The sequence below is a fragment of the Acinetobacter sp. ABJ-A23_2 genome, from assembly GCF_044538765.1.
Lineage (GTDB): Bacteria > Pseudomonadota > Gammaproteobacteria > Pseudomonadales > Moraxellaceae > Acinetobacter > Acinetobacter nosocomialis_A.
The window spans coordinates 1-18,433 of sequence record NZ_JBIUCP010000061.1; the positions used below are offsets into that span (position 1 = coordinate 1).

At 38.3% G+C, this 18,433-nt stretch carries 19 protein-coding genes and 1 pseudogene; 12 read left to right on the top strand and 8 right to left on the bottom strand.

Translation table 11 applies throughout. The features are described 5' to 3' along the window. Nucleotides 1–176 precede the first annotated feature (176 nt). Complete coding sequence (gene alr / locus ACH63V_RS16395; protein ID WP_272432181.1) at nt 177–1,469, top strand: alanine racemase; 1,293 nt, start codon at nt 177–179, stop codon at nt 1,467–1,469. Between the two features lie 148 nt (nt 1,470–1,617). On the opposite strand, the gene pobA is transcribed toward alr, so the two are convergent. Continuing rightward, nucleotides 1,618–2,832: a 4-hydroxybenzoate 3-monooxygenase gene (gene pobA, locus ACH63V_RS16400; RefSeq protein ID WP_396464085.1), complete on the bottom strand. Its 1,215-nt coding sequence runs from the start codon at nt 2,830–2,832 to the stop codon at nt 1,618–1,620. Nucleotides 2,833–2,973: 141 nt separating this feature from the next. Here pobA and pobR point away from each other — a divergent pair, with 141 nt between their 5' ends. Continuing rightward, a complete protein-coding gene (pobR, locus tag ACH63V_RS16405; RefSeq protein ID WP_396464086.1) occupies nt 2,974–3,789 on the top strand; it encodes an IclR family transcriptional regulator PobR in 816 nt (271 codons plus the stop codon). A gap of 56 nt (nt 3,790–3,845) precedes the next feature. Here pobR and ACH63V_RS16410 read toward each other — a convergent pair whose 3' ends face one another. Then, nucleotides 3,846–4,442 carry an NAD(P)H-dependent oxidoreductase gene (locus ACH63V_RS16410; protein WP_396464087.1) on the bottom strand — a complete coding sequence of 199 codons (597 nt, stop codon included), beginning with the start codon at nt 4,440–4,442 and terminating at the stop codon, nt 3,846–3,848. Nucleotides 4,443–4,540: 98 nt separating this feature from the next. Here ACH63V_RS16410 and ACH63V_RS16415 point away from each other — a divergent pair, with 98 nt between their 5' ends. The 3 genes from ACH63V_RS16415 to ACH63V_RS16425 all read left to right on the top strand — a co-directional run bounded on the left by ACH63V_RS16415 (nt 4,541) and on the right by ACH63V_RS16425 (nt 6,369). Beyond that, nucleotides 4,541–5,452, top strand: coding sequence for a LysR family transcriptional regulator (locus ACH63V_RS16415; protein ID WP_396464088.1), 912 nt, complete (start codon nt 4,541–4,543; stop codon nt 5,450–5,452). Nucleotides 5,453–5,668: 216 nt separating this feature from the next. After that, on the top strand, nt 5,669–6,019 hold the full coding sequence (locus ACH63V_RS16420) for a hypothetical protein (RefSeq protein ID WP_396464089.1): 351 nt from the start codon (nt 5,669–5,671) through the stop codon (nt 6,017–6,019). Next, nucleotides 6,016–6,369, top strand: coding sequence for a hypothetical protein (locus tag ACH63V_RS16425; protein ID WP_396464090.1), 354 nt, complete (start codon nt 6,016–6,018; stop codon nt 6,367–6,369). Before ACH63V_RS16420 ends, ACH63V_RS16425 begins: the two co-directional genes overlap by 4 nt. 157 nt (nt 6,370–6,526) lie before the next feature. On the opposite strand, the pseudogene ACH63V_RS16430 reads toward ACH63V_RS16425, so the two are convergent. Together ACH63V_RS16430 and eat are read right to left on the bottom strand one after the other, a co-directional pair. Next, a pseudogene (locus tag ACH63V_RS16430) lies at nt 6,527–6,659 on the bottom strand (TetR family transcriptional regulator); the annotation flags it as partial. A gap of 75 nt (nt 6,660–6,734) precedes the next feature. Beyond that, on the bottom strand, nt 6,735–8,150 hold the full coding sequence (gene eat, locus ACH63V_RS16435) for an ethanolamine permease (RefSeq protein ID WP_000664817.1): 1,416 nt from the start codon (nt 8,148–8,150) through the stop codon (nt 6,735–6,737). Between the two features lie 180 nt (nt 8,151–8,330). On the opposite strand from eat, the gene ACH63V_RS16440 reads away from it, so the two are divergent. From ACH63V_RS16440 to ACH63V_RS16450, 3 genes are all read left to right on the top strand, one after another. Continuing rightward, nucleotides 8,331–9,332 (top strand): phosphotransferase enzyme family protein, encoded by a 1,002-nt coding sequence (locus ACH63V_RS16440; RefSeq protein ID WP_013198390.1) that lies wholly within the window; start codon nt 8,331–8,333, stop codon nt 9,330–9,332. Nucleotides 9,333–9,406: 74 nt separating this feature from the next. After that, on the top strand, nt 9,407–10,732 hold the full coding sequence (locus ACH63V_RS16445; protein ID WP_396464091.1) for a haloacid dehalogenase-like hydrolase: 1,326 nt from the start codon (nt 9,407–9,409) through the stop codon (nt 10,730–10,732). 308 nt (nt 10,733–11,040) lie between these two features. Further along, nucleotides 11,041–12,075, top strand: a complete 1,035-nt coding sequence (locus ACH63V_RS16450; protein ID WP_396464099.1) for an AraC family transcriptional regulator — start codon at nt 11,041–11,043, stop codon at nt 12,073–12,075. 150 nt (nt 12,076–12,225) lie between these two features. Here ACH63V_RS16450 and ACH63V_RS16455 read toward each other — a convergent pair whose 3' ends face one another. Both ACH63V_RS16455 and ACH63V_RS16460 read right to left on the bottom strand, forming a co-directional pair. Beyond that, complete coding sequence (locus ACH63V_RS16455; RefSeq protein WP_396464092.1) at nt 12,226–13,566, bottom strand: aspartate aminotransferase family protein; 1,341 nt, start codon at nt 13,564–13,566, stop codon at nt 12,226–12,228. A gap of 235 nt (nt 13,567–13,801) precedes the next feature. Continuing rightward, nucleotides 13,802–14,386, bottom strand: a complete 585-nt coding sequence (locus ACH63V_RS16460) for a TetR/AcrR family transcriptional regulator (protein WP_396464093.1) — start codon at nt 14,384–14,386, stop codon at nt 13,802–13,804. Between the two features lie 742 nt (nt 14,387–15,128). Here ACH63V_RS16460 and ACH63V_RS16465 point away from each other — a divergent pair. The 4 genes from ACH63V_RS16465 to ACH63V_RS16480 all read left to right on the top strand — a co-directional run bounded on the left by ACH63V_RS16465 (nt 15,129) and on the right by ACH63V_RS16480 (nt 17,473). After that, nucleotides 15,129–16,052 carry a hypothetical protein gene (locus ACH63V_RS16465; protein WP_262124365.1) on the top strand — a complete coding sequence of 308 codons (924 nt, stop codon included), beginning with the start codon at nt 15,129–15,131 and terminating at the stop codon, nt 16,050–16,052. Nucleotides 16,053–16,068: 16 nt separating this feature from the next. After that, nucleotides 16,069–16,395 carry a hypothetical protein gene (locus tag ACH63V_RS16470; RefSeq protein ID WP_396464094.1) on the top strand — a complete coding sequence of 109 codons (327 nt, stop codon included), beginning with the start codon at nt 16,069–16,071 and terminating at the stop codon, nt 16,393–16,395. An 86-nt stretch (nt 16,396–16,481) separates the two neighbouring features. Beyond that, nucleotides 16,482–16,955 (top strand): hypothetical protein, encoded by a 474-nt coding sequence (locus tag ACH63V_RS16475; protein ID WP_396464095.1) that lies wholly within the window; start codon nt 16,482–16,484, stop codon nt 16,953–16,955. 71 nt (nt 16,956–17,026) lie between these two features. Continuing rightward, the gene (locus ACH63V_RS16480; RefSeq protein WP_396464096.1) at nt 17,027–17,473 is read left to right on the top strand and encodes a hypothetical protein; all 447 of its coding nucleotides are present in this window, start codon (nt 17,027–17,029) and stop codon (nt 17,471–17,473) included. Between the two features lie 38 nt (nt 17,474–17,511). On the opposite strand, the gene ACH63V_RS16485 is transcribed toward ACH63V_RS16480, so the two are convergent. Further along, nucleotides 17,512–17,943, bottom strand: a complete 432-nt coding sequence (locus ACH63V_RS16485) for a hypothetical protein (protein ID WP_396464097.1) — start codon at nt 17,941–17,943, stop codon at nt 17,512–17,514. A gap of 5 nt (nt 17,944–17,948) precedes the next feature. Then, nucleotides 17,949–18,433, bottom strand: a 485-nt coding sequence (locus ACH63V_RS16490; RefSeq protein ID WP_396464098.1) for a hypothetical protein, incomplete at its 5' end; no start/stop codon positions are given.

Consider the following 18,433-nt stretch of genomic DNA (forward strand, 5'->3'; position numbering starts at 1 on the left):
TATGAATACAGTTTAAGCAAAATTAAATTTTACTTAACACTGACTATAATATTTTAAGGAGAAAGTATTATTACGACCAAATCGTGTGACATTTTAAATTAATTATATCTCTGTACTTAACCATAAAAATCCACCCAGCGTTAAATCATATTCAGCCAGGAAAGATTAAAAAACTCATGAAACTTAAAACAAATTTTTCGCATCTTGCTTATAGCTGTGCATTGGTATTATTCGGTTCCATACAATTTGCCCATGCTGCACCTTTACTCACGTCTCATATCACAAATGAAGTCAGCCCTGCACCTACAGCAAATGCATGGATTGAAGTTGACACTCAAGCTTTTGAAGATAATATTAAAAGGACAAATCAATTACTTAATGGCAAAACACAACTTTGTGTAGTCATGAAAGCAAATGCATACGGCCATAGTATTGATCTACTTATGCCGAGTGTTATGAAGTTAAACGTATCGTGTATTGGTATTACCAGTAATGCAGAAGCAGCGATGGTGCGTAAGCATGGCTATAAAGGCAAAATTACACGTTTACGTACAGCAACTGATAGTGAAATCATCAATGCACATGCGTTAAATATTGAAGAGCTTTTGGGCAACTATGATCAGGCTGCTCGTATCTCTAAATGGGCAGAAACGAACAATACAACTGTTCATTATAGCTTGGCTTTAAATTCGGGTGGTATGGATCGTAATGGTCTTGAAATGTCTACAGCTCAAGGTAAAGAACAAGCTGTTGCAATCACTAAGCTTCCAAATCTTAAAATTGACGGCATTATGACCCATTATGCTGTAGAAGATGAAAAATATGTTCGTGAGCGCCTAGCTCAATTTAATGAACAAACAGCATGGTTGATTAAAAAAGCCAAACTGAATCGTAAAGAATTAACATTACATACGGCAAATTCATTTGCTACCGTAAATGTTCCTGAATCACATTTAGATATGGTCCGTGCAGGCGCAATTATTTATGGAGATTTTCCTAATCACCCTGAATTTAAACGCATGATGGCATTTAAAACACAAGTTGCTGCAATTAATAATTACCTTAAAGGTTCAACTGTAGGTTATGACCAAACTTATACGTTGACACGTGATTCTAAACTCGCAAACTTGCCTGTAGGTTATTCGGATGGCTACCGTCGTAGTTTTAGTAATAAAGCTTTTGTCTTAGTCAATGGACAAAAAGCGCCAGTGGTTGGTCGAGTATCAATGAATACTGTTATGGTTGATGTAACAGATATTCCAGAAGCCAAAGCGGGCGATGAAGTTGTATTATTTGGACGTCAAGGCAATGCTGAGGTTCAATCTAGTGATTTAACGAGTCTTACAGGCCATATTTTGACAGAGGCCTATACTCCATGGAGTAACTCTAATCCACAAGTGATTAAACCTATTCAATCTCAGCAATCAACGCAAATCAGTAATCATCAAGTTGCAGCAACCGCTGAGTAAACTTTAGGTTAATTGATAAGTAGCCCTATATTTCAAAAAGTATCGGGGCTACTTTTAGTATGACCACATCCCTTAATCTATTACATCCTACTTAAATTCTTATATAAAAAAAGAGCATTTTCATGCCCTTTTTATTTTTATTTAGTCTTTAGCTTGCATGCTTAAAACTATCAATTTGCTTAATTTCATAAGGCAAACCGACATAGTTTTCGGCTAAGGTTGTTTTACCCGCAATCGAACCCAGTACATAACTCAACTCGGCTTGTTTAATCTTGTGATCGAACTCACTTTCAGTTTCAAAACGATGTAATAAATGAGTCATCCACCAAGAAAAACGCTCCGCTTTCCATACACGTTGCAGGCATTTTTCAGAGTATTCATTTATACCTTGTTCGGAACCTTCGACATAATATTCAATGAGTGCACTTGATAAATAAGCAATATCAGATGCAGCGAGATTAAGACCTTTTGCTCCTGTCGGTGGCACAATATGCGCAGCATCACCTGCTAAAAATAGTTTTCCGAAACGCATTGGTTCTGTCACAAAGCTACGTAACGGCGCAATACTTTTTTCAATAGAAGGTCCTATCACTAACTTTTCACGGCTTTCAGGGTCTAGGCGGTTTTTTAACTCATCCCAAAACTTTTCATCCGACCAGTCTTCGACATGATCTGTTAAAGGGACTTGTAAATAATAGCGGCTACGCGTTTCTGAACGCATACTACATAAAGCAAAACCACGCTCTGACTGTACGTAAATGAGTTCATCGGCTACAGGTGGAACATCGGCCAATACGCCTAACCAGCCAAACGGATACACTTTTTCAAAGGTCTTTATTTTATCTTGAGGCACACTGGCACGGCAGACACCGTGGTAACCATCACACCCTGCTATAAAGTCACACTGAATTTGAAAAGCTTTACCTTGGTACTCAAACTCAACTTTTGGGGCAGTATAAAAGTCTTTCACCTGTACATTTTGAGCTTCATAAAATGAAGTGAGCTGTGCTGCTTCACGCGCAGCCATTAAATCTTTAGTCACTTCGGTCTGACCATATACGGTCACTTGTTTTCCACCCGTGAGAGCGGCCAAATCAACCCGATGCAACTCACCATTAGTTAAGATTTCGATGCCCGAATGCGGTAATCCTTTTTCTTTTAAGTTTTGGTCAACACCTGCTTGTTTCAGTAAGTCGACCGAAACTTGCTCTAAAATTCCTGCACGAATCCGTGAAGCCACATATTCAGCACTACGTTGCTCAACAATAATATGATCGATGCCAGCTTTATATAGAAGTTGCCCAAGCAATAACCCTGCTGGTCCAGAACCAATAATTGCAACCTGTGTCTTTAAAATATCCATAACTTCATCCTTGTTTCATCCTGACTTTTAAATTACTGGCTTTAAGTTTTGTTCACTATGTATGCAAGACGAAAATAACCGTTTATCATTTAGTTTGTCCGAATAGCGGACAGAAACAATCAAAATAACAGGAATGAAAGGATGCCTTCTCTCGATGCTTTTCTAGAGCACCCGAACTCGCATGAGAAAATTCGTCAAGATGACTATATTGCAGGGTTAGCAAAAGGCTTGGCTTTACTGGAAGCTTTTGGAACAGATCGGCAGCGGCTCAATGTTACTCAAGTGGCCGAGCGAACCGGTATTAGTCGTACAGCGGCAAGGCGTTATCTAAAAACTTTAAAATACTTAGGCTATTTAGAAACCGATGAACATTACTTTTGGCTCACTCATCGTGTGCTGCGCTTTTCGAGTTCTTATCTAAGCTCTGCCCACCTGCCTAAAGTTGCCCAGTCATTTTTAAATCTTTTGTGCGCGCAGACATCTCTTACTTTTTCAATTGTGGTGCTAGATGATAATGAAGTGGTGCCGATTGCCCGTAGTTATTTACCGCAGCAAGATAATTTGCGCGTTAGTCCTTATGGCATGCATTTAGGAAATCGACTGCCTGCCCATGCAACATCTACAGGTAAAGTATTGCTGGCAGCATTGTCTGAAGAAGCTCAGCACACGTGGGTCAAAACTTATGGTTTAAAACGCTTAACTCCTTTTACCATTGTAGATGAGTCAAAGTTTTTTGAAGTGCTTAAGGGTATTACGTTATCGGATTATTGTCTTTCTAAAGAAGAACATGAGCTTGGTGTGATTGCGATTGCCGTGCCCGTTTTTAATGCACAAGGTCAAGCCATAGCAGCGCTTAACTGCATGTCTCAAACTAACCGTATACAAGAAGATTATTTGGTTCAGCAAATTTTGCCATTGCTACGCAACACGGCAAATGAACTTAGAAATGTGATTTAAATAAACTTAGAAACTCTTGTTATTAATTAGAGGTACAAGAGTTTCAGATTATGATTTTAAATGGCGAATTCTTTAACTTGCTGGCTTGCCAGATCTAATGCATTGCTGCGATAAGCCTGCATGTCTAAGCCTTCTGCATAGATAAATTCAACGTCATGAATGCCCATTAGACCTAACACAGCTTTGAGATAAGGCGTGACTGCCTCAGTTTCTTGGCCAACATGAATACCACCACGACTACTTACCACCACCGCTTTTACCCCTTCAACCAAACCTTGAGGATAAGTTTCGGTGTAACGGAATGTTTGTCTTGCTCGCGCCACCAAATCAAACCAGTTTTTGAGCTGAGTCGGGACATTTAAGTTGTACATCGGTGCGCCAATGACTAATAAATCGGCACTTTTTAATTCAGCAATTAATTCATCAGACAAAGCAACGATCTGCTGAATGTCTTGATTTACATTTTCAGCCCCACGCAGCGCCTGAAAAATTTCCAGATCTAATACAGGCAGGTTCATTTCAGCTAAATTGCGTATGGTAATGTCATCTTGCAAACCTTGGTCTTTTCGATGTTCAAGCATTACATCAATGAGGCGATTGGTTTGTGAGCCCTCACCCATAATGCTAGATTTTAATACCAATATTTTAGCCATGACTGTCTCCACATTTTTGATGAAGCCATATTAACCCCACTATAAATTCAACAGTGGTGATATTATTTCTTATTATTGGTTCCTTTTAGGCAACAATCATGCAACATGAACTAAGTGCAATTTCTATATTTGTGACGGTGGTTGAAGCTGGAAGTTTTGTAAAAGCTGCCGAGCAATTGCATTTAACTCGCTCAGCCATAAGTAAAAATATTGCTCGGCTGGAAGAACAGCTTGGTGTGGCTCTATTTAAAAGAACAACACGTTCGCTGAGTATGACTGATGAAGGTGCTTTGTTTTATGAACATAGCCGCCGGGCAGTGAATGAAATACAAAACGCAGCAGCTTTATTAGACCAAGGCAAAATTAACGCAACAGGCCGATTAAGAATGTCTGTGCCAGTGCTATTTGGGCAGCTCTTTGCTGCCCCGCTCATGGTTAAATTTGCTCAGCAGCATGCGGACTTACAGCTCGAAATTTCATTTAATGATCGAACTGTAGACTTGGTCGAAGAAGGTTTTGATTTATGTATAAGAATTGGAACACTACCTGACACCACTCAGTTGGTTGCCAAACCGATTGGTGAGCATCGAATGTTACTTTGTGCCTCACCTGACTATTTAAATAAAGCAGGTCCCTTAGAATATATTGAGGACTTAGACCATCACGCCACGATTGCCGATCCGCATTTTGGTCAAATGCAGAAATGGCGACTTCAAAAGGAAAATGAAGAGCCGTTATTTATTAAGCCCAAAGCAAAACTTCTTTTAAATGATTTACAAGCCATTAAAAATTCAGCACTTGCTGGAGCAGGTATCGCTTGGTTACCCGATTGGCTCATTCAAAATGAATTACAGGACGGTAAGCTTGTGCAAGTGTTAGAAAGCATGTCGAGCTCTGCCTTTCCGATTCATTTAGTATGGCCTGCGCTGCCTTTTATGCCACTCAAAACTCGTCTTGCGATTGATTATTTGGCGCAGCATTTACCATCTAAACTGAACAAACAAGCTTAAAGTAGATAAAGCCTTAACATGGAGAATCAGGCTGTAATAAGCCTCATCCTCTTAATCAAATTTTCAACCCTATCTTTGTACTATGCGATGCACTTAAGACAACCCTTAAGTTATTATTTTATTAGAAGAAAAATAATAAAGTGACGGTCAACTTTCTTGACTATAAAAAGCGTTTATGTGAGTATTCACTCGACTCACTTTACAAGAATTATTTATATGAAATATAACGTTATCGCATTACTTACAGGTTTTTTATTGGTATCTACTGCTCACGCCGAGGAAGCCCCTATGGATGCAACTCACTTGGGCTTGAGAGCTTTTGTATACAATGCATTTGTAGGTATAAAAAAAGCAGAGGATATGCCTCAATTTCCTAAAGGGCATCCGTTGACGAAAGCTGAACTTTATAATGGTGTGGCCGCGGGTGTTCGAGTTCGTGGTAAAAACTGCAATAGTGTGGTTGATGCTCGTGCACTAGATGCCAATGGTTCAAAAATATTAGTGAAGTGTGCTGGTGGGGAAAGCTATCAAGTGTTGCCTCTAACAGGTGAGGTTAAAGGTAAATGAAATCACGCATTTGCCTATTTGGGTTTATTTCAGCAATACTGATGAGCAATGTGAATGCACAAACACAACAAGAATTGTCTCAAGCCTTACTTGGTCAATTACTCGGTTTTACGCAAAATGTTTATTTTAATGCCAATCAAATAGCTGAAATGCCAAAGATGCCCACCGAGCGTGCTGCAACTCAGACCGAAATATTAGAGGCTGTGGCTAGTGCGCTGAGATTGCAACAACATCCATGTAGTTCGGTTTTAAATGCTGACTATGTTGATGACACTGGCAATTTAATATCAATCAATTGTGTGGATGGCAATTATGTTGTAGATGCACGGCGTGGCAAGATCAACCCTTAACGACCTTGAGCCTTTCATCAACTTTCCAACCATCTCCTCACGATCTGTAGTAGTGGTAAAAGTAAAGGTGTGTGCGCGGCTCTGAAAATAATTAATCAGCACTTGGCTGCAGCGATCAAGGCACCGTAAGTGCCTATCGCTTTATCCCAAAGTCGCCATACACACATTGAGTTTTTTCCATCACGCTTGTGTCTTGGTCGTACTCGACTAGTGCAATAAATTGGTCTTGAAGTCGCTCTTTTCACAATCAGACAAATTTCAATAAAACTTTGTTTAGAGTGAAAATAATTGATTCCATAAGTCAGATATAACTTATAAAAGCTAAAAAAGAGGCCGAAGCCTCTTTATTTTTAACCCACTTAAAATTAGTCATCAATCATAGCGAATTCTTGTTCAGGCGTACCTTTCACTAAATGGTGACGGCTATATAACAAGTAATAAAGTATAAATCCGACATAAATCAGTGCGGCTAATAACCAAACTTTTGGATTTACCATTAACCCTGCCACTACAGCAACGGCAGCAAGAATTAAGGCAATGCAAGATGTCCATATTCCTCCAGGCGTTTTATAAGGACGTGGTAATTCAGGGCGAGACAAACGTAATTTAATATGTGAGAGCATCATCAACACATAAGAAATGGTTGCACCGAATACTGCCATTAAAATGAGTAAGTCGCCCTCACCTGTTAAAGAAAGTAAGAAGCCAATAATGCCCGGAATGATAATGGCCCAATATGGCGCTTTATTTTCATTGGTAAGCGATAAGTTTTTTGGCAAATATCCCGCACGTGACAATGCAAAAATCTGGCGTGAATATGCATAAATAATCGAGAAGAAACTTGCGACAAGTCCAGCAAGACCCACAAAGTTAACAAAGCTTGCCAACCATGTGTGCTGACCATACACCGCAATGAGTGCATCCACTAAAGGTGCTCCCGAATTTTTTAAAGCATTTGAACCCGCTGCGCCTGCTCCTAAAAATAAAATTAAAAGTGCAAACGATGCCAATATCAACATTGAACCAATCAAACCGCGTGGCAACGAACGTACTGGATCTTTTGCTTCTTCGGCTGCCAGTGGTACCCCTTCAACCGCAAGAAAAAACCAGATGGCATAAGGTACTGCGGCCCATATTCCCATATAGCCAAATGGTAAAAAGCTACTCGCGCCTGCATGAGAACTGACTGGAATATCAAATAAGCGCGCACTGTCAAAATGTGGAAGCATCGCCACGATAAATACGACCAGTGCAATACAAGCAACGGCGGTAATTCCAAACATGATTTTAAGCGCTTCACCTGCACCTTTTAGATGAATACCCATAAAAACTAAATAGCAAATTAAATAAACAGCCCAGCCGCCAACTCCGAAGAGTGATTGGCAATATGAACCGATAAATACGGCAATGGCGGCAGGTGCAATTGCATATTCAATTAAAATCGCAGTTCCTGTGAGGTATCCACCAAAAGGACCAAATGCAACACGGGCAAAACTATAGCCACCACCAGCTGTGGGCAACATCGTCGACATCTCAGACATCACAAAGCTCATGCAGAGATACATAAACGCGACGATGACTGTTGCGATAAAGAGTCCTCCCCAACCACCTTGTGCCAGCCCAAAATTCCAACCTGCAAAGTCACCCGAAATGACGTAAGAGACACCTAGCCCCACTAAAAGTAACCAACCTACTGCCCCCTTTTTTAACTGACGTTTTGCAAAATACTCTGCGTCCTGTTGTAAAGCACCAACATCTACGCTTAATTCAGATTCTTTCATTGTCGTATGCCTTATCGACTAAATTTACATCACCAATAGTTGCGCAAAAGATATTCATAAAACTTGACAGCAAAACATCTCCCCGACCACTTGAAGTCAAGTTGATTCATTTTTTCTTTTATAAGATCGACGGCATCTCAACACGAAACGTGTTTAAAAATTAAATTGAGGAGATGGGTTATGTCTGTAGAACAAAATGAATTTTTAAGCCAAGTTCAATTACAAATACTGGCAGAACAAGCAATTAAGCAGTATCCATCAGACTATCAAGGACAGGTCAAATTACTGTGTCAGTCTGAAAATGCAACCTACCAAGTTTCGACAGGATCTGCCCGATATGCGCTTCGAATTCACCGTCCGAACTATCACAGCAAACTCGATATACAAAGTGAGCTTGAATGGTTAGATGCTTTAAATGCGAGTGGAATCCAAGTTCCTGTTGCGATTGCAGATCAATCGGGTGAACGCGTAATTACCTTGAAACTATCGAATGATATTTATCGTTATGCAGTCCTTTTCAACTGGGTTGAGGGCGATATGCCGACTGTTGAAGTCGACCCCACTGCATTTGAACAATTAGGACAAATTACCGCAAAGTTGCACGTACATAGTAAGACATGGCAAGCGCCTGAAAACTTTCAACGTATTGTGTGGAACCATGAAACCATGGTTGGTGCAGATGGACACTGGGGAAACTGGAAAAATGCACCTCATTTAAGACCACAAGATCACGGCGTAATTGAAGAAGCCATTGCACAAATTTCGAAAGATTTAAATTTCTTTGGCAAAACCCAAGAACGTTATGGCCTGATTCATGCCGATTTGCGTTTAACCAACTTATTACTACAACAAGAACGTATCGGTGTGATCGATTTTGATGACTGCGGAATGAGCTGGTTTATGCATGACCTCGCCGCTGCAATTAGCTTCAATGAACACTATGCAAATGCACCTCATTGGGTTGATTACTGGTTAAAAGGCTACGAGCGCGTAGGCCATATTCAGTCTGAAGAATATGAAATGATCCCGACTTTTATCATGCAACGCCGCATTCAAATGATGGCTTGGAATGGTTCCCACGCACAAACAGAAATGGCTCAAAGTCTTGGCGATCAATGGTCCAATGAAACTGTGCGTCTCTGTAAAAAATATTTAAACGGACAAATGCCTGTCGGAATTTGAAAAGTGATTTAGATCGCTTTTCTTCATTTTCAATTTTTAGTTTTTAAATTTTATAGAATTTAAAGGAAGGGTTTATGCAAGCTACCCATCAACTGAGCAAAGTTGCCAAAGCACTATTACTCACCAGTAGTCTGGCAAGTATGATTGCTCTAAGCGCATGTAACTATAACCCTATACAAAGCACATCTCCCGCAGTCGCTATTCCCAAAAAGGAATATATCCAAAAAGGTCAATGGGACGCTTTTAACTTTGACCAGCTTAACCAATTAATTGCTAGCTATGGAAAAGATAGCCCTAACTACAATCCTGACAAGCGCCCGTATATTGTCACTGACTTTGACAATACCTCGGTATTTTTAGACATCGAAGAAGCAACTTTAATTTATCAGCTTGAACACTTAGCATTTAATGTCACGCCAGAGCAACTTAATCAGATTATTCGTAAAGGAATTAGCTCGCAAAACTTTGAAGCGGCCTACAATAACCAGCAAGGCCAAGCCGTCAATATTGATAAAATCGCCCCAGATATTATTGCCAGCTACACATGGCTTTATCACCACTATAGCGGTCTAAAAGGTAAGCAAAGTCTGGATCAAATTAAACAAGATCCGCATTATCTCGATTTCATTACTAAAATGAGATATCTCTATGCGGCGATTGGAGACACCTTTGATCATGAAGTCGCATATCCATGGGTCACTTATTTATTTACTGGGTTTACCGAACAAGAGGTCCGTAATTTGGTGAAAGCAACAGTGGCTTGGCAAATACAGCAACCGATTGGACCCGTGACATGGACCTCTCCCGCAGCACTTTCGGGCCAAGCAGGCGTTGTGAAAACCACTTGGGAAAATGGTTTAAGACCATACCGTGAAATGCAAAATCTATTTAAGGCTTTTCAGGACAATGGCATTGATGTCTATGTCTGCTCGGCATCTTTTATTGATGTGATTAAGGAAATTATTTCTAATCCAGAGATCGGCTACAACATTAATGAAAAAAATGCCTACGCCATGGAGTTAGAACGAGATTCACAAAATCGAATTTTACCTGAGTTTCGTCATGGCTATGCGCAAACTCAAGGTAAAGGCAAAACCGCAACCATCCAGCGTTTTTTAGTCTCTAAATATGGTTACGGGCCAATTTTTATCGCAGGTGACAGTGAAGGCGATCAAAATATGATGCAAGATTTTGCGGCGACTCAGAAGGTTCTAATTATTAATCGTTTGCGCAGTCCGAGTTCTGATATTGGAAAATTTTCTCAGCAGGCTGTGCAGGGCTATGGTCAAGCCAATACTAAGTTTTTACTACAGGGCCGCGATGCCAATACAGGTCAATTTAGACCTTCAATGGCCAGTTTAAGTTATGGCGCACAAACGGCAAAAACTACAAAAAATTAATATTTCACTTATTTTCTCATGCCTACAATACATGTTGTATGCATGAGAAGCCGCTTAATTTCTTGTTTTAGTTCTGCCCTGTTTGCCTATCTCTAATGCATTTTCTGCCTTCTTTTAGTTCGCTACCCAACCTTAAATACAACTCTTGATCTCTTCTTAAAGAATCAAGCCTGAAACTTAAAATAGCAACACATAAGTCATTATTTTATAAAAACTTTTAACAACACAAAATCAAGGACGTAAGCAAAAACTGGTATGGCTTTTGCTTAATATAAGAATAGTTAGGAATAAATATCATGAGACTTGACATGTTACATCTCAACCCAGCTCATCTTGTCGATTCAAATATGTGTAATCAAGGTGTATTGTCTGCAGCTGCCTCTGGTTTAAGCGAGTTTATTCGTCATAAAGGTGCAGATGTTGATCGCGTTTTAGGTATTAGTGGTATTAATCCTGAACTTCTAATCAGCCCAACGTTGAGCTTACAACTGCCCAATTATTGCAAGGTGCTAGAACAAGCAGCGCTAGTTTCTGGTTGTGATAATTTTGGCCTGCATTATGGTCAACAGTTTCAACCGAAATCATTAGGGCTCATTGGGTACATTGGTCTTTGTTCAAACACATTAGAGTCTGCACTCATGAACATGACCAATAATTTTTATTTGCATCAGAAAGATACCCTTAATCGAATGGTAGATTTAGGAGATAGCTGGCGCATAGATTATCAAGTTCAACACGGCGCGATTTTAACTCGCCGCCAAGATGCAGAACTGACCCTGGGCATGTTTATGAATGTGATCCGTGAAGTGATGGGTCCTCATTATTCACCACGCGCGATTCACTTTGAGCATACTCGACCTGAATTCTGGCAAGAACACAGCAAATTATTTAACGCGCCTGTTTATTTTGATCAACCTTTTAACTCCATCATCATTTCAAAAAAAGACGTCCAGCATACTATGCCGGGGCGTGATTCTATTTTATTAACAGTGATTTTAGATACGCTGCTGTTACTCAATCGCTCTTCTCAAAATCAAAGTCTTACAGATCAGGTTCGCTCTCACATCCAACTTGAACTGAGTGAAGGTGAACCAAACCTTGAAAAAATCGCTCATGATATTGGCTTAACGAGTTGCACCCTTACCCGCCGTTTAAAAAATGAAGGACTGACCTTTACCCATTTAGTCGATCAGGTTCGTTGTGAGTTGGCTGAACATTATATTAAGCAGAAAAATATTCCAATTTCAGAAATGGCATTCTTATTAGGTTACTCAGAAGTAAGTGCTTTATCTCGTGCATTTAAACGCTGGTTTGGTGTGACTCCACGTCAATTAAGACACTAAAACATTGCAAATACAGGCCTTGAATAAAGGCCTTTTTATTTTTTAAGTAATTCGAGATATCGTCTAAAGACACATAAAATAATTGAACAACAAAATACCCTTCAAATTAGATTTAACATCAAACTTGAAGGGTATTTTTTATAGAAGGTCTTACTTTAATTTTGTTAAGGCTTGATCCAAAGCACCGACTAACCAATCGATATCTTTTATTTGGAAAGCCAAAGGTGGACGCAATTTCAATACGTTGCCATAAGGACCTGCAACTGAGGTTAAAACTCGATGAGTGTTTCTGAGTTCTTCAATAAGGTTCAAAGCCAATGCTTTATTCGGCTCTTTTGTCACTCTATCTTTAACCAGTTCAAATCCTATAAACAGACCAGCGCCACGGACATCACCGACCATCTCATGTTTGTCCATAAGTTTAGTGAGTTCTTTGAGAAGTAGCCCTCCCACATATTTACTGTGGGTTTGCAATTCTTCTTCCTGAATGACTTTAAGTACAGCCTGTGCCGCTGCCATAGAAACAGGATTACCACCAAAGGTATTAAAATATGGAATTTTATCGCTAAAAGCAGCAAGAACTTCACTCTTGGCTAAAAGCCCTGACACAGGAACTCCATTACCCATTGGTTTACCTGTGGTAATGATATCAGGCACAACATTGTGACGGCCAAAGCCCCAGAAAGAATCGCCAGTGCGCGCAAAACCCGGTTGTACTTCATCAGCAATAAAGATACCGCCATTGGCATGCACAACATCAACCGCTTTTTGTAAGAACCCAACAGGATTAGGCATCACACCGTCAGAAGAAAATATTGAGTCCGCTAAAAAACCTGCAAACTTGATCCCTTTTGCATTCATATCATCAATTTGTTGCTGGATCTGCTGTGCAAACCATGTGCCTAAATCATCAGTTTGAACCCGATAATAATCAGGTGCTGGAACTAGACGAGTTGTAGCATCTAAAGGCTGCTCAGTTCCAAGCGCTGGAGAGCATCCTGAGGTTAAGCTACTGGTTCCATGATACGACTCTTGAGACACAATGATTCCTGTACCGCCGCTATATTCACGTGCAATACGAATCGCTAAATCATTCGCTTCTGAGCCAGTACACATATACATGGCACGGTCAATTTCATCGGGAGTGGTTTGTAAAAGTTCTTCGGTATAATCCAAAATATTTTCATGTAAATAACGGGTATGCGTATTGAGCATTTTCATTTGCTCATTTACCGCTTCAATCACCGCAGGATGACAATGACCAATGCTGGCAACATTGTTGTAAACATCTAGATATTGATGACCTGCTGCATCCCATAAATATTGTCCCTGTCCTTTCACCAGATGCACGGGATTACGATAAAACAAGCGATAGGATTCACCTAAAATTTTATTTCTTTTATCGGTCAGTTTGCGGGTAGCATGGTCCAGCTCAGCAGCATGTTCTGGACGAAAGCTATTGGTATCCATAATGGTTGAACGCGTACCCATGAATGACTCCTCTATTTATATTCAGCATACTTTTGCGCGAGACGATGACTGACGTAGGCAACTCATATGCTGATTCGAAATATTTCAGTATTTGATTGAAGTTACGCAAACCATATTGCTGAAGTATCTTTAAAAAAACTTGACCTCAGACCACTTAAGCCACGATTTGAAGTCAACTTATTGCTCTGTTATTGCAACGCTCAAAGCTCATCTAATCGCTATTTATCATTAGGGCTTATGCTTCCCGTAATCGTGGGCTAAAATTTCTAGCAAAAGAATTTAGAAAACAATCCAACACCACCTCTCTTTCCTCCAAACTTTGCGAGCCTAAAACCTGTAGCAGTAAACCGTCTATCAGGTTTACCACCATGTTGGCATCGAATTGTGGCTCGCGGATTTCTCCGCTAAAAATCAGGTCAAAAATTTCATGGCGCAGCCACTTTCGGTATTCAACTGCCATACGGTAAGCCTGCGGATGAAGGAGTTTTATTTCAAAAATAGCTTTAAGCAAAAGGTTATAGAGGCTGTTTAAATTGTTATGTAAAACAATAATTTCTTTGAGTTTATCTTTTGATGTGTAGTAACGGTTTGAGTAAATGATGGCAAGCACTTCTTCTCTCAATAGACTTTTTTGAAAGGCGATGCACATTTCGACTAAGCGTTCTTTTGAGCCAAAATATTTATAAAACGTGGATTTGGTGATTTGGGCTTCTTTAGCAATCAAGTCTACGCCTGACGTGTGAAAGCCACGAGTGGTAAAGAGTTGGATTGCGGTTTGAATAACCTGTAGTTTTTTGGAAGAGATTTCTAAATTTCGCATAATTTTTCCGTTATAAATTCTTGTTGTTTCTAAATGAGATAAAAAAGCCTGTGCCCTTTTTGGGAGAAAAAAAGGCACAGCAAAGCCGTAAAGACTGTGCTTGGCACATCTCAAGTTTGTTGTTGCTAAGTTTTAAGTAAAAATGACTTTAAGCCTGAAAACCTTAAGGCGTTCAAGCTGCTTTAATTTTTAAGCTGTGTCGTTATAGCTTTTGGCAAAGGTTGCCAAGAAATAATGGATGTGCAAAGCCAACTCCTTTTTATTGGGAGTTCTACCAGACATTAAAATTAGGGTGGCAGAACGGAAGAAGGTTCGCGGACTGGTACAACAACCAGCACACCCGAAGGTGTCCCTCTCCCGTCCTACCGCTACGGGAGGAGACGAGGAGATGCTCACACAAAATTATCCCTCAGAAAGGAATAATTCTGATGCTGTTGTACTCGGTCCGCGACGACCGGCTGGTAATGTGACCAGCAGGCAAAGAATAGTGCCCAACCCTTTTACAGTCAAGCACGCAAAATGCCATTTGTTTTAAATTAAATCATTAGAAAAGTAAGGCTAAATAATGAGGGAGTTATTGTTAAGTGGGGAAATAAAAACAGACTTAAGATGGAATGTTTTTGGGGAGGAGATAAGTAATATAAAATTAATTTCTAAATAATTAATAAAATTTTAATTTAACCATTGAATAAAAACAAATCACCTATAAATAGGTTAGATAGAAACTTTATATGAGCAACAAATGCAATTTAAACAAAAATCCTTCAGAAAGGTTCCTGACTCTTTAGCTAATATTCCGGGGAAATTTCTACTTGGTAAAAAATTATCAGATTTAACCTCAGACTATCTAAAAAAAATTTCCGATAATGATACATGGGAAGATGGGGATTCATTTCTTCCAAATAAAATCGGAAAATTTTCCAGAATAAATGCAGATGGCAAAGAAATTGTTAGGAGAGACCTACCTAAAGAAACCATTACGAGAGCATTTTACTACACTCGATATGAGTTTCATGGAAGAGATAATAGAGTTGAAATTGAAGACATGGCATGGAGAACATATCAACGCTATCCTAGAGAAACTATTCCTGCTCAAAATATTCATGTTAATTGCATTGAAAGCCAAAATGAGAAATTTTTATTAATAGAATGTGATAGCCAAGAAGATCCTGCTTTATTTTTACATAAGCTTAACTTAGCTTTAGAAATTTTCGGCTCGGATTTGGAGTTTCACGTAGCAGCTAAAGATGGTTTCGTAGCATTACCTCAAACATTCAAAATGGTAAATTGGTTAATTCTTCCGGCAGGTACATATACCCAAGAAGAATTAAAAGATAAAGTTAAACAAACCATATCACCTAAATTGAGTAAAACAGTCAAACCAGTAATTGAAAAAAGATTAGATAAAATAGGATCCTATCAGTACAGTGGTATTGTTATTGGAGTAGGTGGATATAAAGGGTATGTAATTTATCACTTCCCCCAAAAAAGTATCTCTGTTTTAGAGTCTGATAGTCCTAATAATGCTACGTATGTATTTAATCACTCTGACTGGGAACAACTATCTAAAAAAACCAAGACTGAGATTATTAACAATAATCTAGCAATCAAGAGAATTATTCACGATCCTGATTGGGATCAAAAAATAGATAATCTTTTAAGATAAACAAAGGACTTATATAATGAAATTTAAAGAAATATTTACTCAGGCTATTAATACTAAAAGCAAAATACAAGTTACCTTCTTTTCTAAAGAGGATAATACATCTTTAACTCGCTTATGTGCTCCTTTTGATATAGGTCCTAGTAGTAGAGCAAAAGATAAAACAGATCGTTATCACTTCTGGGATTATGATAGCGACACTGGATCACATACTTTATCTCTTATCGATGAGCAAGTTATTAATATAAAAATATTGGATGAAAAGTTTGAGCCTTCAAATATTATTAACTGGAATTTCAAACCAAATTCTTGGTATCTTCAAAGAAATTGGGGAGCTTATAGCTAAGAACATGAACAAAAATTAAAAATGGGAGCTATTTGCTCCCATTTTTTTAATGCGTATAATATTTATTTAAAAAACTTAATGATGAAATGATAGAACCAAATTACATTGAAATTGGTACGAAAGAATTTTCTTTTACTATTCTGAATATCAATCCTCAAAAGAATCTTTTACCTCTTACAATCAATATTAATGGGCTTTCATTTGGTACATTAGATTCACCAACATACATGCCTAGCTTTATTGGAGATTTAAAGGCATTAGTGCAAGGGCCCTTTCATAAAAACTATAATTTAACTATTGAAAACTTTTTAGAAAATCTCTGCGTAAACCAAGAGTTGATTGAGCATTACAGATTAACCTTAGAAGAAACTTTTGACGATTTTTCAAAAATTGGGGTTCGGAATCAAGAATCTATTTTTTTCTTATTTAAGTTACATAAAAATCCATTTTTTATATATCCAAACTTAAGTGAAGAAATTATATATGCTGAACATGTACCGATTAATTCAGTTGAATCGGCTCTAAGTGAATTAATAAAATATGTAGCGACATTCCCCTAAACCGGCCTCTATTCAAATTTTATGAATACGCTAACTAACTTTAGACAAATTGCTAAGTAATATTTAAAACTATGGAAAGAAATGAATACCAAGAAGAAAAACACACAAAGTTTATTTATTCGAGTAAAAGACGCATTCAGCGAAGGGTTCTACAATTAGAAAAACTTACGGCCGAGGCCATTCATAACTATATTCACCTCAACTACAAGGATGAATGGTTTGAAAGTAACTTTTCAATTTTAAGTTGTTGGAAATTCTCTAAAAAGGACTTTGATAATGTAGACAAATTTTGGTGTGATGCCATTTATTTCGAAGAATTCCATATAGAAAAGGAACGAGTATTTACTTTTAATGGATACGCATGGATTGGCTTGGCAAGCAATGTTGGATCAGAATGGAAAGTACCAGTCTCAGGAAAGTTTTGTATAAGTTCGAATGGGAAAACCTTAAAAAGCTATACCTTAACTTTTTACAATAAAAGTCAGGAATTGGTTTTGGCGAAAAATAGGAAATGCTAAAAACTTCAAAAAAGAGCTCATCCCCTTTTGCAGTCGAGTTAAAACTCTGCTCGAAGTTTAATACCTTCTAATTTATTGATAATAGGCTTGCGCATATCACAATCTACAGTTGCAAGCTGTTCATCTTCTTGCATTACATTGATGCCAGCCGAGTTTTTACGTGTACTTCTATCAAAGTTATGAAAAACATCATAGACGATCTTGCCATTTGGAATTTGAATTGAGTAATTTTCATCACGACCTATGCCAGCCCATTGATAGGTCGTTACTTTATTGCGAGGAATAGACAATGCTATTTCAGGCGTTTTCAGCGATTTACCAAAAGAATATTGAATAGTCTTATCCGCATCAACGACCTTTATTACTTTATTATTTTTTGTAGTACATTGAAATATAGTTTCTGCATAAACTGGTGCTATAGCAAAGAAGCTATATGAAACTACAATTAAACTAAGTAATGTTTTTTTCATAAGAATCAACTACAAATATTTGTATCTTCACAGCGAATCCAACCAGTTGTGGTTTTATGATTCTTATTAACATAAGAAATATTTAACCATCTAGAGTAAACCCCTGAAATACTAAATTTGTCACCAGAAATAAGATAACCAGCTTTTTCAGAATTTAGCCCAGCCTCTTTATAAATTTCAGTTTTATTTTTCACAACACCGGACTTTAACTGATTACTCCACCAGTTTTTAAAAAAACTGGAATTTAATTCGTTTTTTACATCATTAGCTACCGAATAAGGATATTTCCATATTGTTTTATAGCTTTTAACTTCGACTAAATTAGCACCATCACCAAAAAAATCAGTCATCTTTTTATTAGCTTTACAAGTAAAGTCATAACAATCAAATACTTTCATGAAATTATACTTACCATCTTCATATACGTATTTGGGATTTTCTTCATACTGATCTGTTAAAACATAAGTAGAAATAAATAAACGATTAATAC

What these genes read in the sequence shown, in the direction of transcription:
- alr (WP_272432181.1), top strand. Translation starts at nt 177, where the DNA reads ATGAAACTTAAAACAAATTTTTCGCATCTTGCTTATAGCTGTGCATTG.
- pobA (WP_396464085.1), bottom strand. Translation starts at nt 2,832, where the DNA reads ATGGATATTTTAAAGACACAGGTTGCAATTATTGGTTCTGGACCAGCA.
- pobR (WP_396464086.1), top strand. Translation starts at nt 2,974, where the DNA reads ATGCCTTCTCTCGATGCTTTTCTAGAGCACCCGAACTCGCATGAGAAA.
- ACH63V_RS16410 (WP_396464087.1), bottom strand. Translation starts at nt 4,442, where the DNA reads ATGGCTAAAATATTGGTATTAAAATCTAGCATTATGGGTGAGGGCTCA.
- ACH63V_RS16415 (WP_396464088.1), top strand. Translation starts at nt 4,541, where the DNA reads ATGCAACATGAACTAAGTGCAATTTCTATATTTGTGACGGTGGTTGAA.
- ACH63V_RS16420 (WP_396464089.1), top strand. Translation starts at nt 5,669, where the DNA reads ATGAAATATAACGTTATCGCATTACTTACAGGTTTTTTATTGGTATCT.
- ACH63V_RS16425 (WP_396464090.1), top strand. Translation starts at nt 6,016, where the DNA reads ATGAAATCACGCATTTGCCTATTTGGGTTTATTTCAGCAATACTGATG.
- eat (WP_000664817.1), bottom strand. Translation starts at nt 8,150, where the DNA reads ATGAAAGAATCTGAATTAAGCGTAGATGTTGGTGCTTTACAACAGGAC.
- ACH63V_RS16440 (WP_013198390.1), top strand. Translation starts at nt 8,331, where the DNA reads ATGTCTGTAGAACAAAATGAATTTTTAAGCCAAGTTCAATTACAAATA.
- ACH63V_RS16445 (WP_396464091.1), top strand. Translation starts at nt 9,407, where the DNA reads ATGCAAGCTACCCATCAACTGAGCAAAGTTGCCAAAGCACTATTACTC.
- ACH63V_RS16450 (WP_396464099.1), top strand. Translation starts at nt 11,041, where the DNA reads ATGTTACATCTCAACCCAGCTCATCTTGTCGATTCAAATATGTGTAAT.
- ACH63V_RS16455 (WP_396464092.1), bottom strand. Translation starts at nt 13,566, where the DNA reads ATGGGTACGCGTTCAACCATTATGGATACCAATAGCTTTCGTCCAGAA.
- ACH63V_RS16460 (WP_396464093.1), bottom strand. Translation starts at nt 14,386, where the DNA reads ATGCGAAATTTAGAAATCTCTTCCAAAAAACTACAGGTTATTCAAACC.
- ACH63V_RS16465 (WP_262124365.1), top strand. Translation starts at nt 15,129, where the DNA reads ATGCAATTTAAACAAAAATCCTTCAGAAAGGTTCCTGACTCTTTAGCT.
- ACH63V_RS16470 (WP_396464094.1), top strand. Translation starts at nt 16,069, where the DNA reads ATGAAATTTAAAGAAATATTTACTCAGGCTATTAATACTAAAAGCAAA.
- ACH63V_RS16475 (WP_396464095.1), top strand. Translation starts at nt 16,482, where the DNA reads ATGATAGAACCAAATTACATTGAAATTGGTACGAAAGAATTTTCTTTT.
- ACH63V_RS16480 (WP_396464096.1), top strand. Translation starts at nt 17,027, where the DNA reads ATGGAAAGAAATGAATACCAAGAAGAAAAACACACAAAGTTTATTTAT.
- ACH63V_RS16485 (WP_396464097.1), bottom strand. Translation starts at nt 17,943, where the DNA reads ATGAAAAAAACATTACTTAGTTTAATTGTAGTTTCATATAGCTTCTTT.